Below are 12,767 nucleotides of genomic sequence, written 5' to 3' on the forward strand. Positions count from 1 at the left end.
CCGGTCAGCCGCGGCGGCGGGCCCGGGCCGCCCAGATGGCGTACGCCGGATCCCGGTCCAGGTTGTGCCGGTCCCGGTCGTAACGGCGGGTGGTACGCGGATCGGCATGGCCCATCGCGTCCTGCACGTCCTCCAGCGGCACCCCCTCGGACCGCGCGGTGGTGGCGAATGCGTGCCGCAGCGAGTGCGGTGACAGCCGCGCCCACGCGTCGATCCCGGCGCTGCGGGCGAGCCGCCGGACCAACCGGAACACCGAGTGCCGGTCGAGGCGGGCGCCGCTGGCGGTGACAAGCAACGGGCCGGTCAACTGCGTCACCTCCACCCGCTGCGCGGCGGCCCGCTCGGCCAGGTAGGCGTCGACGGCGTACGCGGTGCCCGGGGTCAGCGCCCGACGGCGGGACCGGCCGCCCTTGCCGACGAAGCGCACGCTGCGGTGTCCCCGCTCGGCGCCCAGGTCGGTCAGGTCGAGCGAGACCAGCTCCCCCACCCGCAGTCCCAGGTCGGCGAGCAGCGCGACGGCCGCCCGGTTGCGGGCAGCGGTCGGCCCGGTCTCGGCCTCGGCCGCCGCCAGCAGCGCGTCCACCTCGTCGGGGGCGAGACCGACCGTGGCCGAGTGGTCCCGGTCGACCCGTGGCCGGTCGGCTCCGGCGACCGGGTTGAGTTCCACCGCCCGCAGTTTGACCAGGAAGTCGTACCAGCTCGACAACGCGGACAGTTTCCGGGCCACCGTCGCCGCGGTCAGCGGGCGGCCGGTCCGGGCCGAGACGCTGTTCTCCAGCGCCCGCCCGTACTCGTTGACATGCAGGAAGTTCGCGCGCAGCGGGTCCAGTTCCCGGGCGGCGCACCAGGCCAACCAGCCGGCGACGTCCCGGCGGTACGCATCGCGCGTGTGTTCGCTCAACCGCCGGTTACGCAACCATGCGTCGGTGACGGCCATCGGCCCGTCGGGCAGGGCCGGGTAGGCCGACGGGCGGTACTGCACCGAAGTGTCGTGCGGACGCATGTGAAAAATGCTCTCAGCCCTGCTGTGGGTTGACGATCAGGCGCGCCGAAACATCATGATCGGCCGCCGGTAGGCCGGGTTCCACGTCGCACCCGGCCCCTACGCTGACCCGGTGCTGTCTCAGGTCAACGGTCTGTCCCGACACTTCACCGAGGACACCCTGCGGGCGTACCTGCTGAGTCGGTCGACCCGGGTCGACACCGGGTGCCTCATCGTGCGCGGCTACGGCAGCCGGCGCGGCGTGCACCAGAAGCTCGCCGGACGGGCGTGGGCACACATCGCCGCGTACGTGGTCTTCGTCGGCGGCTACGACCCCACCCTGGAGGTCCACCACGACTGCGGGGCGCCGGACTGCATCGAGCCGACCCACCTGCGCCAGCTCAGCCACGCGGACAACTGCCGGGAACGCACCCAGCCGCCGCGCTGCCGCAACGGGCACGAACGGGAGACCGATCCGGCGACGGGCCGCCTGCGCCGGGTCTGCCGCACGTGCAACCGGTTGGCGCAGCAGCGCTGGCGTGAGCGCCAGGCGGCGGAGGTGGCGCATGCCCGGGCGGCGTACGGGCGAGCGCCCTGTTGACCCGGCAGTCCCCGCCGGCTGGCTGGCGCCTGGCCTCCCCGTGGCCCGGGCGGGCCGGGAGTGACCCGCCCGGGCCCGCTGGTCAGTCGCCGGCCAGCACGGTGAAGGTGAACCCGGTACTCCTCGGACGGCGCACCGGGATGTCGCACTTGATCCGACGCAGCACCTCGCCCCTGCTCAGGCCGAGACCGTGGGCGATGAGCCGTTCCGGACGCACCGGCACCGGATCGGCGAAGTCGACCGCCACCTGGACCGGCCACGTCTGGCCGGGCCACTCCGACGGGGTGTCCAGCCGCCACGCCCCCGTCCAGTCGAGAGTGAAACGGTTACGCCTGGCGAACGACGTATCCAGCAACGTGGACGCCACCAGTTCCGCGTCGTTGACCCGGTAACCGGTCAGCTCGACCGGATCGAACGAACTGACCGGCGTCCGCTCGTACACGGTGAGCTTGCTCGTCCGATCGCAGGACACGCAGCGGACCAGCAGCCACACGTCCAGCAACTTGTGGTTGGCGTTGACCCGGAACCTGCCGGGGCCGGTGGTGGCCGACTCCGACCCGCAGTCCACGCACCGCCGCGACAGCAGCGGCAGCCTGGTCCGACGGACGACCCAGGGCAGCACGATATGAGGTGGTGAAGACACGATTGCTCCGAAGACCTGACACGAGGCCGATTGCGCGCGGCCTCAAGCGCTGTACGACCGGGCGCGCGAGGGCAGCCCGGCGAGGCCGACGGGGACGTCGGCTACCAGAGCGGAAGAGGTGTCAGGTTCAGAGAGCAGGCGGGGTCACGCGGGTATGTGTCCTCTGTCTTCACTGGGACGGGTCGTCGGCAACCTATGGCAACGTCCAGGCGAGGCTCAACCGGTTTCCGTCCGGAGCCGCTGCCCGCGCGCCCGCGGCGGCTCGGTCGCTGGGTGGTCGGCGTCAGCCCGGGCTGAGGATGCAGAAGTCGTTGCCCTCGGGGTCGGCGAGGCACCGCCACGACACGTCGCCCTGGCCGACGTCGACGACTGTGGCGCCGAGCGCCTCAAGCCGCGCCACCTCCGCCGCCTGATCGTCACCGGAGTAGGGCTTCAGGTCCAGGTGAACCCGGTTCCACCAACTCCTGGGCCCCGGCTTGCGCAGGAACTCCAGGTACGGTCCGACGCCCTGGGCCGACCGCAACCGCGCATGGTCATCGGTCACCTCGTGCAGGGCCCAGTCCGTCGCCTCACCCCAGAACCGGGCCATGGCCCGCGGATCCGCGCAGTCGACCACCACGGCGGCGATCGGCCCGGTGTCCCGGTAGATCTCCCGAGGCTCCAGAACGCAGAACACGTTGCCCTCCGGGTCGGCCAGCACTGTCCACGGGACGTCGCCCTGACCGATGTCCGCGGGCGTCGCGCCGAGGTCCATCAGGCGGCCCACCAGCTCCGCCTGGTGTGCCGCAGAGGTGGTGGCGAGGTCGAGGTGCGTGCGGTACCGCACCGTCTCCGGATCCGGAACGATGACGACGTCGATGCATACGGCCGTCGGGTCCGGCCAGGTGAAGCCCAGGGGTTCGACGTTGACCACGCCGGGCTCCTCGACGGAGACGCCCCAGCCGAGCGCGTCCGCCCAGAACCGGCCGAGGGCTGATTCGTCCCGAGCCTTGTAGTTCACCTGAACGAGCCGTAGCGCCATGCCGCCCACCCTATGCCCCGCAGGACGGGCGGGTTGGCCGGCCGCGCACACCAACCTAAGCGCTTACGCACCTTAACAGTCATTATGATGTTCGTGCGTTATGCCCGATTTCGGGCGGTCAATTAATGGATTGCAGTAACCGGTAATCCATTAATTGGGGTGATGTGGTTGCCGATGACCGGGCCCTGGATGAGGCGGTCACGCGACAGGCGTTGCGTCCCGCTGCGGGCTCAGAGCCGGTGTGGATCGATCGTCCGCGCCGACCGGCCGGTGGCGAGGGCGATCAGGCGGCGCGGCGGCGGCGGAACCAGGAGCGTCGTCGCGGCGCCGGCGGTTCGGCGACGGGCGGCGGGACCGCCTTCCGCCGCTCGTCCTGCCAGCGGCTTACCACCGCGTCAGCGTCGACCGGGCGCACCACGACCCGTGGGCCGGACGGGTTACGCAGCCAGGCCAGCACCTCGGCGTTGAGGTCGGCCACGACCGCCCGCACCGCCTGCTCGGTGGGCAGTTCCCGGACCTCGTCGGGGAGTTGCTCGATGCGGCGACGCAGCAGCAGCGGAGTGGGCAGCAACAGGCTGGTCGGCACCTGTTCGCGCTCCAGGAAACTCTTGATCCACCAGGACTCGTCGTAGGGCAGACCCCGGCCGGCGATCGGCTTGCCCGCACCGGGCAGATTGTCGAACTCGCCGCGCTCCTGCGCCGACCGGATCTGCGCCTCGACCGACGCCTCCCACCGCATCTCCACCGTCGCCACCTCCCCGGTCAACCGTAGCGTGACCACCGTCTCCTGATGGCGCAGCGTCACGGGCCCGACCGGCATTCCCCGGTGCCCTAGGCTCAGACACACGGTGGGACGGGGGTCACGGGCATGGTCAGTACGGCGGGAATCGTCGGCATCGCGTTGGTCGCCCTCGGGATGGTGCTGACGCCGGGGCCGAACATGGTCTACCTGGTGTCGCGGTCGGTGACCCAGGGCCGGCGGGCCGGGCTGATCTCGCTGCTCGGGGTCGCTGCCGGTTTCGCGGTGTATCTGGGGGCGGCGGTCGCCGGCATCGCCACCGTGTTCGTGCTGGTGCCGGCGCTGTACACGGCGGTCAAGCTGGCTGGCGCGGCGTACCTGCTGTGGCTGGCGTGGCAGGCGTTGCGCCCGGGCGGGCAGTCGCCGTTCAACCCGGCGCCGCTGCCACCGGATCCGGCCCGCCGGCTGTTCACCATGGGTCTGGTCACCAACCTGCTCAACCCGAAGATCGCCATCCTGTACGTGTCGCTGCTGCCGCAGTTCATCGACCCGGCACGCGGCAACGTCGCCGGGCAGAGCCTGCTGCTGGGGCTGACCCAGATCACCGTGGCGCTGACGGTGAACGCGTTGATCGTGCTCACCGCCGGTGGCATCGCCGGCTTCCTCAGCCGGCGGCCGCTGTGGCTGCGCGTACAGCGGATGCTGATGGGCACGGTCCTGGCGGCGATGGCGGTGCGGATCGCCGCCGACCGGTCCCGCGCCGCCGTCGCCACCGGCTGAGCCCCGCACCGCCATGGGCGGGGCAGCCCGGTCGAGGTCAGACACGTACCGGCCCGGTGGCCGCGTCCAGCAGTTTCTCCAGGACCGCGCGGGTGGGCAGGTGCGACAGCAGGTGCGCGACGCTGCGGTCGGCGTACCGCCGCTCCTCGTCGTCGGGTGCGTCCAGGGCGACGCTCACCTGGCCGGAGACGTAGTTGGCGAGGCTGGTGACCGCGCCCCGGAACGCGGCCAGGTCCAGCGGCGGCAGGGCGCCCGCCGTCGCGCGGTACCCGTCGAGCAACGCGCGGGCGCCAGCCACGTTGACCTCCCCACCGGGAACCACGGCCCAGTCCAGCAGTGCGTTGGCCAGCTCCCAGCTCGGCGGTTGACCACCGGCATGTTCCCAGCCGACGACGACGAGGCGGCCGTTGGTGGCCAGCCGGGTGCTCGCCGGTCCGAGGGTGTTGTGGCAGAGCACAGGTTCCGGCGTCCCGGTGTCGCCGCCGATGCCGTCGAGGTCCGTCAGGGTGGCCACTGTGGCGTCGAGCGCCCCAGCCCAGCTGGCCTGGCGAGCCGCGGCGACGGCGGCGAGTTCGGGCCAGCTCGCGGTGGCCAGCCGGGTGCCGTGCCACGGGCTGATCCGATCCACCGGCAGCCTGAGCCCGTGGATCGTGGCGAGGACGCCGCCGACCGCGCGGGTGAGCGACGAACGGGCCGGGGCGAGCAGTGGTGGCCCGGAATGCAGCCCTTCGTAGACCCGCCAACGGTGCCCGCCGATGGTTTCGACGATGCGGCCCGCACGGCTGCGCACCGGCGCGGGCAGCAGGACACCGGCGGCTGCGGCGGCCTGCTGCAACGCCACGTCGGTCTCGGCGTCGACGATGGGCCACCAGGTGTCCATCGTCCGCACCGCCCAGCGGCCCCGGTCCGTCACCAGCGCCCAGCGACGCCCCATGTCGTCGGCACGGGCGACCGTGCGCATCTCGCCGACGACGTCGCCGAGGCCGTAGCTGGCGGCGATCGCGCGGGCCAGCGAAACCTCGGCGATCTCGGCCCGGCCCCGCACCCGGGCGACCTCGGTCTTCAGCGCTGCCCGGGTGGGAAAGCCGTACTGCTCGGCCAGCCGGGCCTGAGCGGTGGTCAGCGTCGCGGCGGGATCCATGTCGCGCAGGCCGGCGAGCAGGTTCTTGGCCTGCTGACGCAGGTGGTCGAGGCTGGGGTTGTCGGGCAGGGTCTTCACACGGCACCTCACTGCTCGCCCGGACTCGCACGGGCGGAACTGAGCTTCGGTGTCCGTCGCTCGACAGGTGGTGTGTGGGGGTGGCTTCGAGCCTACCGGCGAGTCTCGGCGCGTTCCCGACGCGCTGGTCCGAGATTAGCCAGCCAGAGTCGACGGATCAACCCTTGTGCTCGCGGAGCACCGCGACACCACCGGGCGCCAGGGTGACCGCCCGCTCGATCGGCGTCGCGGTGAGCAGGTCCACTCCACGCGCGGGTACGTGCAGCTCCTGGTCGGTGTGGTTGAGCAGGAACAGCCAGCTCGCCGCGCCGTCGCGGCGGCGTACCGCCTCGACGCCCTCGGGCGCGTCGGGGCAGACGGTGGTGACGCCGGCCGCCCGCGCCGCGGTGTCGAGCAGCCGCCGGTAGGAGGTGTCGTCGAGGCGAGTGGACACATACCAGGCGGTGCCGGCGCCGACCCGGTGCCGGGTGACGGCCGGCATAGCGTCGAGTACGCCGCCGGTGTAGGAGACGACGGTGTCGGCGCCGGTCAGGCGCAGCGTCTCGGCCCAGATCCGCCCGGTCCCGCCGTCGTCGAGTCGGACCTGGTCGGCCGCGTCGAGGGGGTGGAACTCCTCCGCGTACGCGCCGAGCAGTTCCCGCAGGGCGCCGGGGTAGCCGCCGAGGCGTACCCGGGCGTGCTCGTCGGCGACGCCGCTGAGGTAGGTGACCAGCAGGTGTCCGCCGCCGTCGACGTAGCCGCGCAGCCATTCGGCGGTGGCGTCGTCGATCAGGTAGAGGGCCGGCAGGACGAGCAGCCGGTACCCGTCGACAGGGTCGCCCGGGGTGAGCGTGTCGCAGGCGTACCCGCTGCGCCACAGTGCCCGGTGCGCGGCGGCGAGTTCGTCGTGGTGGTCCGGCAGGGCCGACGGCAGGCCCGGGTGGCGCAGCGCCCAGCCGCTGGCCGCGTCGACCACCAGCGCCACGGCCGCCTCGACGCTGCCCCGGACCTCGCTGAGCTGCCGCAACGCGGCACCGAGTGCGACGGTTTCCCGGAACACCCGGCTGTCCGGGCCGGCGTGCGGCACCAGGGCACTGTGGAAGCGCTCGGCACCGCCGACCGGTGCCCGCCACTGGAAGAACATCGCACCGTGTGAGCCGCGGGCCACGTGGGCGAGGCTGTGCCGCATCATCCGCCCCGGTTCCTTGGTGTGCATCCGTCCGGCGGTGTGGATCTGGTTGGGCGCGCTCTCCATCAGCAGCCATGCCGCTGCGCCGCCCGCCGGCGGCGAGCCGGGGCGCCGGTGGGCGGCGTGTCGGGCCCAGCCGCGGGCCAGGTCGGCGGCGAGCGCGGTCTGTTCCTCGGCGCCGCCGTCGACGGCGGACGGGTAGTGGTCGACGGCGACCAGGTCGACCTCGGTGGCCCAGCGGGCGTGGTCGACCGGCACCCAGTCACCGAGTACGTAGTTGGTGGTGATGGTGAGCGCCGGGTTCGCCGCCCGCAGCAGGTCGCGTTGCTCGGTGTACGCGGCGAGCAGGGTGTCCGACCAGAAGCGACGGAAGTCGAGCAGGTGGCCGGGGTTGGGCAGGTATTGGGTGGCCCGGGGGGTGCTGATCTGCGCCCAGTCGGAGTAGTGCTGGCTCCAGAAGCTGGTGACCCAGGCGTCGTTGAGGGTGGCCAGGTCACCGTGGCGGGTGGTCAGCCAGCGCCGGAAGGCGCGGGCGGTGTGCTCGCAGTGGCAGGTGGTGCCGTACTCGTTGTGCACGTGCCAGCCGGCCAGTGCCGGGTGGTGGGCGTACCGGTCGGCCAGGGCGGTGGTGATACGCAGCGCGGCGTCGCGGTAGGCGGGGGTGGCGGCGCAGTAGGTGTCCCGGCTGCCGTGGTGCAGCCGGATCCCGTCGGCGGTGACCGGCAGCGCGCCCGGGTGGGCCAGGGAGAACCAGGGCGGTGGCGAGGCGGTGGGGGTGGCCAGGGCGACCCGTACGCCCCCGCCGTGCAGCAGGTCGAGCACCTGGTCGAGCCAATCGAAGGTGTACCGGCCGGGTGCCGGTTCGAGCCGGGACCAGGCGAACACCCCCACGGTGACGAGGTTGACTCCGGCCTGGCGCATCAGCGCCACGTCCTCGGACCAGACCTGCGCCGGCCACTGCTCGGGGTTGTAGTCGCCGCCGTAGCAGAGCGGGCCGTCGGTCCACATCACCATCACCAGCCCACCGGTTTAGTTGGGGATGCGTCCAAACTATGGATCATCACTGCGCATGTCAACAGGTCGAAGGTGGATTGCATTCATCGTCATCGTTGACAGTTCGTTGGATAGTTAAAGAAACTGTCGGCACCGCCGCGAAACGCCGCCGAGGAGAACTGATGCCGTACAGACCGCCGCTGGTGCCCTACGAGACCTTCGTCGCCGACCCACCCGACCTGCCGGTGCGCACCCCCGGTGAGGGTGGCCCGGCCATGGTGAGCCGGGCCGAGATCGCCGGCACCGACGCACACGGCGCCACCGTCAAGGCGGTGCTGGCCGACGGGGTGACGGCGGTGGTGCGCATCGACGCGGCCGGCGACGGCATGATCCGGGTACGGCTGGCCGAGGATCCCCAGGCCCGCAGTCGGTCTGCCCGGCTGATGCCGCTGACGCATCCGCGTCCCCACCCGGCCACCGTCACCGTCGACGACCGGCAGCTGCGGATCGACGCCGGCGCGCTGATCGCCGAGATCCGGCTCGACCCGTGGCACCTCCGGTTCCTGCGCCCCGACGGCTCGCTGCTGCTGGAGCAGGATCCGGGCACCGTCGACATCAGCGGTCGGCAACGCACCCTCCCGTTCGGGCACTCCACCAGCGACGGCGTACGGGTCGCCTGGCACGAGAGCTTCGTCGCCCCCGGCGACGAGCGGTTCGTCGGCTTCGGTGAGAAGTTCACCCCACTGGACAAGCGTGGCCAGCGGGCTCTGATGTGGAACTTCGACGCCTTCGGCAGCGAGTCCGACCGGGCGCACAAGAACGTGCCGTTCTACCTGTCCAACCGGGGCTACGGCGTCCTGGTCGACAGCGGGCTGCCGGTGCAGTTCGACGTCTGCCAGTCCACCCACAGCGCCGTGCAGATCCTCGTCCCCGACGACCTGCTCGACTACTACGTGCTGGCCGGACCGACCCCCGCCGACGTGCTCGACCGGCTGCACCAGCTGACCGGGCAGCCGTACCTGCCGCCGCGCTGGGCCTTCGGCACCTGGGTCTCCTCGGGCTTCTACCCGGACAGCCAGGAACGGGTGCTGGAGCGGGCCCGGCGCCTGCGCGAACGCGACATCCCCTGCGACGTGCTGCACCTGGACTGCTACTGGCAGGTGGCCGGCAACTGGTCGGACTTACGCTGGGACACCGAGGCGTTTCCCGACCCGGCCGGCATGCTGCGGACCCTGTCCGAGCAGGGCTTCCGGGTCTGCCTCTGGATGAATCCGTACCTGATGACGGCCAGCCCGCTCTACGCCGAGGCCGACGCGGCCGGCTATTTCCTGCGTCGACCCGACGGCAGCACGTACGTCGCCGACGTGTGGCACGGCAGCTACCCGGCCTCGGCCATCGTGGACCTGACCAACCCGGCGGCGGTGGACTGGTTCACCGGGCTGCTGCGGCCCCTGCTGCGGCAGGGGGTGGCGGTGTTCAAGACCGACTTCGCCGAGGGGGTGCCCGCCGACGCGGTGGCGCACAACGGGATGAGCGGCGTCGAGCTGCACAACGTTTACGCCCTGCTCTTCAACGACGTGGTCGCCGCGGTCACCGAGGAGGTGGCCGGCCACCGGGCGGTGTGGGCCCGCTCGTCCTACCTGGGCGGTCAGCGGCACAGCGCGCAGTGGAGCGGCGACGTCAACGCCACCTGGCCGGCCCTGGCCAGCACGCTGCGCGGCGGCCTGTCACACGGCCTGTCCGGGGTGCCGTTCTGGAGCCACGACACCGGCGGCTTCCACGGCACCCCCGAACCCGACCTCTACGTACGCTGGTCGCAGTTCGGCGCGCTGTCGCCGTTGGTGCGGCTGCACGGCACCACCAGTCGGCTGCCGTGGGAATTCCCGGCCGAGGCGGAACAACTCGCGGTGGCCGCGTTGCGGCTGCGCTACCGGTTGATGCCGTACCTCTGGTCGGCGGCGGTGCAGGCGGCCCGCACCGGCGTGCCGATGATGCGGGCCCTGCTTGTCGACACCCCGCAGGATCCGACGGCCTGGACGACCGACCTGCAGTACCGGCTCGGGACGGACCTGCTGGTCGCGCCGGTCACCGACGCCTCGGGCGAGCGGGACGTGTACCTGCCCGTCGGCGACGACTGGTTCGACGCCGCCACCGGCGAACTGCACCCGGGAGGCCGGCACCTGCGGGTGCGGGTGCCGCTGTCCCGGCTGCCGCTGTACGTGCGCCGGGGCGCGCTGCTGCCGCTGGTCGCGCCGCAGGCCACGGTCGGCGACGGGCCGTTCCGGGAGGTCACCCTGGTCTGCTGGGGCGCGGTGGAGGGGCGGACCGTCGTGCACGACGTGGCCGGCGACACGAGCATCGAGGCGGTCCGCGACGGCGACGAGCTGCGAATCCAGACCCGGGGGCCGCTGCTGGTGGGGCAGCTGGCGCTCGCGGGGGTCGGCGACGCCGACCGACCGGCCCGGTCACTGCTCAACGGTGCGGCGGTGACCGTCCTGCCCTTCGCGGGGCTCTTCCCCGCACCGGGCTGACCGTACCCGCGCGGTGCCCGACTGGACGGAGTCGGGCACCGCGCGGGTACGGGGCCGCGATCCGCGTGGGGGTCAGCCCTTCACCGCGCCGGTGATCACGCCCTTGGTGAAGTGCCGCTGCACGAACGGGTAGATGATCACCGCCGGGATCACCGTCACCACCACCACCGCCATCTTGACCGCGAGCGTCGGCGGATACGCGGTCACCCCGGGCAGGTTCACCGACGCGCCCGAGACGTTCGGTGACTGCCCGGCCAGGATGTAGCTCTGCAACACCCGCTGGATCGGGAACTTGTCGTTGGAGTCGATGTAGAGCACCGCGTTGAAGTACACGTTCCAGTAGCCGACCGCGTAGAAGAGCCCGACCACGGCGATCACCGCCTTGGACAACGGCAGCACGATCCGGGTGAGGATGCGCAACTCCCCCGCGCCGTCGATGCGGGCGCTGTCGAGCAGCTCGGCCGGCACGTTCATGAAGAACGCGCGGATCACCACCAGGTTGAACACGCTTATCGCGCTGGGCAGGATCAGTGACCAGAGGCTGTCCTTGAGGCCCAGCCCGGTCACCACCAGGTAGCTCGGCACCAGCCCCGGGAAGATCAGAAACGTCAGCAGGAAGTAGAACAGCAGCCCACGGTGGGCCACCGAGCCCGGCCGGGACAGCCCGTACGCGGCCAGCACGGTGAGCACCAGGCTGACCGTGGTGCCGAACACGGTGACCAGGGTGCTGACCCACACCGCCCGGGTGACGTCGCCGCCGCTGAAGATGGTGATGTACGCCGACGGGTCGAATTCCCGAGGGATCATCACCATGCCGCCCGCGTCGTCGATGGTGCCGCGTGAGGCGAGGCTGGTGACCAGCACCGCCCAGAGCGGCACCAGCACCGCCGCCACCAGCAGCGTGAGCACGACCCCCTTGCCGATGGTCAGCGACGTCGACGGGCGGCCCGCCCACACCGGACGACCGGGGTGACGTCGCCGTGGCGGTGGCGCGGGTGGCCCCGCCGTGGCCGGTGCCGCCGGTACCGGGCCGGCCCCACTGAGCTGTGCGGTCATGACTTGGAGTACACCCCCTGCTCACCGAGCCGATGTGCGATCTTGTTGGCGGTGAGGATCAGCACCAGCCCGACCACCGCCTTGAACAGGCCCGCCGCGGCGCCGAGCCCCCACTGCTGGGTGCTGATCGCCTGGTAGTAGACGAACGTGTCGAGCACCTCGGCCGCCTGCCGGCCGACCGCCTCCCGTTGCAGGATGAACTGCTCGAAACCGACCGAGAGCGCGTCGCCGAGCCGCATGATGAGCAGCAGCACGATCACCGGACGCAGTCCGGGCAGGGTGATGTGCCACAACCGCCGCCACCGGCCGGCCCCGTCGGCCGCCGCCGCCTCGTACAGGTTCTGGTCGATGGCGGACAGTGCGGCCAGGAACACGATCGCGCCCCACCCCAGGTCCTTCCAGACCGCCTCGGCGGTGACCAGCACGATAAACGTGTCCGGGTTGGTCATGATCCCCCAGGGCTCCAGACCGGCCTGGCGCATCTCCTGGGCCAGCAGTCCGGCTCCACCGAACATCTGCACGAAGAACGTCACCACCAGCACCCAGCTGAAGAAGTGCGGCAGGTAGACGACGCTCTGCACGAAGCCGCGCAGCCGCCCGGAGACCACGCTGTTGAGGATGAGCGCCAGCAGGATCGGCAGCGGGAAGAAGAACACCAGCTGGAAGGCGGTGATGCTCAATGTGTTGCGGACCGCGTCCCAGAACAGCGGGTCGCGGAAGAGCGCCTCGAAGTTGCCGAAGCCGATCCACTCGCTGTTGAGGAACGCGTCAAGCGGGTCGTCGCCGACGAACGGGTTGTAGTCCTGGAAGGCGATGATGTTGCCCAGCGTGGGCAGGTAGTGGAAGACCAGCAGCAGCACCGCCGCCGGTGCGGCCATCGCCAGCAGCGGCCAGTCGCGGCGCAACCGGACCCGCAGGCTGCGCCGCCCACCCCGCCGGGGACGCCGCGGTGACGGCGTACGCCCGGTGGGTGGTCGCGTGTCCACGGCGCCGGGGGCACTCACGACCGCACCCCGGCACCGGTCGGCGGCGCA

At 71.8% G+C, this 12,767-nt stretch carries 11 protein-coding genes; 3 read left to right on the forward strand and 8 right to left on the reverse strand.

The window, feature by feature from the left end:
- Positions 1 to 4: 4 nt before the first annotated feature.
- On the reverse strand, positions 5 to 1,003 hold the full coding sequence (locus O7624_RS00600; RefSeq protein WP_282238464.1) for a tyrosine-type recombinase/integrase: 999 nt from the start codon (positions 1,001 to 1,003) through the stop codon (positions 5 to 7).
- Between the two features lie 112 nt (positions 1,004 to 1,115).
- Here O7624_RS00600 and O7624_RS00605 point away from each other — a divergent pair, with 112 nt between their 5' ends.
- Positions 1,116 to 1,583, forward strand: a complete 468-nt coding sequence (locus tag O7624_RS00605) for an HNH endonuclease (RefSeq protein WP_282238465.1) — start codon at positions 1,116 to 1,118, stop codon at positions 1,581 to 1,583.
- A gap of 82 nt (positions 1,584 to 1,665) precedes the next feature.
- On the opposite strand, the gene O7624_RS00610 is transcribed toward O7624_RS00605, so the two are convergent.
- The 3 genes from O7624_RS00610 to O7624_RS00620 all read right to left on the reverse strand — a co-directional run bounded on the left by O7624_RS00610 (position 1,666) and on the right by O7624_RS00620 (position 4,052).
- The gene (locus O7624_RS00610; protein WP_282238466.1) at positions 1,666 to 2,226 is read right to left on the reverse strand and encodes a DUF1062 domain-containing protein; all 561 of its coding nucleotides are present in this window, start codon (positions 2,224 to 2,226) and stop codon (positions 1,666 to 1,668) included.
- A gap of 283 nt (positions 2,227 to 2,509) precedes the next feature.
- On the reverse strand, positions 2,510 to 3,247 hold the full coding sequence (locus O7624_RS00615) for a VOC family protein (protein ID WP_282238467.1): 738 nt from the start codon (positions 3,245 to 3,247) through the stop codon (positions 2,510 to 2,512).
- Positions 3,248 to 3,530: 283 nt separating this feature from the next.
- On the reverse strand, positions 3,531 to 4,052 hold the full coding sequence (locus tag O7624_RS00620) for a DUF1992 domain-containing protein (protein WP_282238468.1): 522 nt from the start codon (positions 4,050 to 4,052) through the stop codon (positions 3,531 to 3,533).
- A gap of 63 nt (positions 4,053 to 4,115) precedes the next feature.
- Between O7624_RS00620 and O7624_RS00625 the strand changes: the two genes are divergently transcribed.
- Positions 4,116 to 4,766 (forward strand): LysE family translocator, encoded by a 651-nt coding sequence (locus O7624_RS00625; RefSeq protein WP_210933564.1) that lies wholly within the window; start codon positions 4,116 to 4,118, stop codon positions 4,764 to 4,766.
- Between the two features lie 37 nt (positions 4,767 to 4,803).
- Here O7624_RS00625 and O7624_RS00630 read toward each other — a convergent pair whose 3' ends face one another.
- Positions 4,804 to 5,985 (reverse strand): phosphotransferase, encoded by a 1,182-nt coding sequence (locus tag O7624_RS00630; RefSeq protein WP_282238469.1) that lies wholly within the window; start codon positions 5,983 to 5,985, stop codon positions 4,804 to 4,806.
- A gap of 157 nt (positions 5,986 to 6,142) precedes the next feature.
- The gene (locus O7624_RS00635; protein ID WP_282240501.1) at positions 6,143 to 8,161 is read right to left on the reverse strand and encodes a beta-galactosidase; all 2,019 of its coding nucleotides are present in this window, start codon (positions 8,159 to 8,161) and stop codon (positions 6,143 to 6,145) included.
- 167 nt (positions 8,162 to 8,328) lie between these two features.
- Between O7624_RS00635 and O7624_RS00640 the strand changes: the two genes are divergently transcribed.
- Positions 8,329 to 10,677 carry a TIM-barrel domain-containing protein gene (locus O7624_RS00640; RefSeq protein ID WP_282238470.1) on the forward strand — a complete coding sequence of 783 codons (2,349 nt, stop codon included), beginning with the start codon at positions 8,329 to 8,331 and terminating at the stop codon, positions 10,675 to 10,677.
- Positions 10,678 to 10,749: 72 nt separating this feature from the next.
- Here the strand turns inward: O7624_RS00640 and O7624_RS00645 are convergent, their stop codons facing one another.
- Both O7624_RS00645 and O7624_RS00650 read right to left on the reverse strand, forming a co-directional pair.
- Positions 10,750 to 11,733, reverse strand: coding sequence for a carbohydrate ABC transporter permease (locus O7624_RS00645; protein WP_093402373.1), 984 nt, complete (start codon positions 11,731 to 11,733; stop codon positions 10,750 to 10,752).
- Positions 11,730 to 12,737 (reverse strand): ABC transporter permease subunit, encoded by a 1,008-nt coding sequence (locus O7624_RS00650; protein WP_282238471.1) that lies wholly within the window; start codon positions 12,735 to 12,737, stop codon positions 11,730 to 11,732. Before O7624_RS00650 ends, O7624_RS00645 begins: the two co-directional genes overlap by 4 nt.
- Between the last annotated feature and the right edge of the window lie 30 nt (positions 12,738 to 12,767).

This window comes from Verrucosispora sp. WMMD1129 (assembly GCF_029581255.1).
GTDB classification, from domain to species: domain Bacteria; phylum Actinomycetota; class Actinomycetes; order Mycobacteriales; family Micromonosporaceae; genus Micromonospora; species Micromonospora sediminimaris.

Coding starts and splice junctions, on each gene's coding strand:
- O7624_RS00600 (WP_282238464.1), bottom strand. CDS start 1,003: ATGCGTCCGCACGACACTTCGGTGCAGTACCGCCCGTCGGCCTACCCG.
- O7624_RS00615 (WP_282238467.1), bottom strand. CDS start 3,247: ATGGCGCTACGGCTCGTTCAGGTGAACTACAAGGCTCGGGACGAATCA.
- O7624_RS00625 (WP_210933564.1), top strand. CDS start 4,116: ATGGTCAGTACGGCGGGAATCGTCGGCATCGCGTTGGTCGCCCTCGGG.
- O7624_RS00635 (WP_282240501.1), bottom strand. CDS start 8,161: ATGTGGACCGACGGCCCGCTCTGCTACGGCGGCGACTACAACCCCGAG.
- O7624_RS00640 (WP_282238470.1), top strand. CDS start 8,329: ATGCCGTACAGACCGCCGCTGGTGCCCTACGAGACCTTCGTCGCCGAC.
- O7624_RS00645 (WP_093402373.1), bottom strand. CDS start 11,733: ATGACCGCACAGCTCAGTGGGGCCGGCCCGGTACCGGCGGCACCGGCC.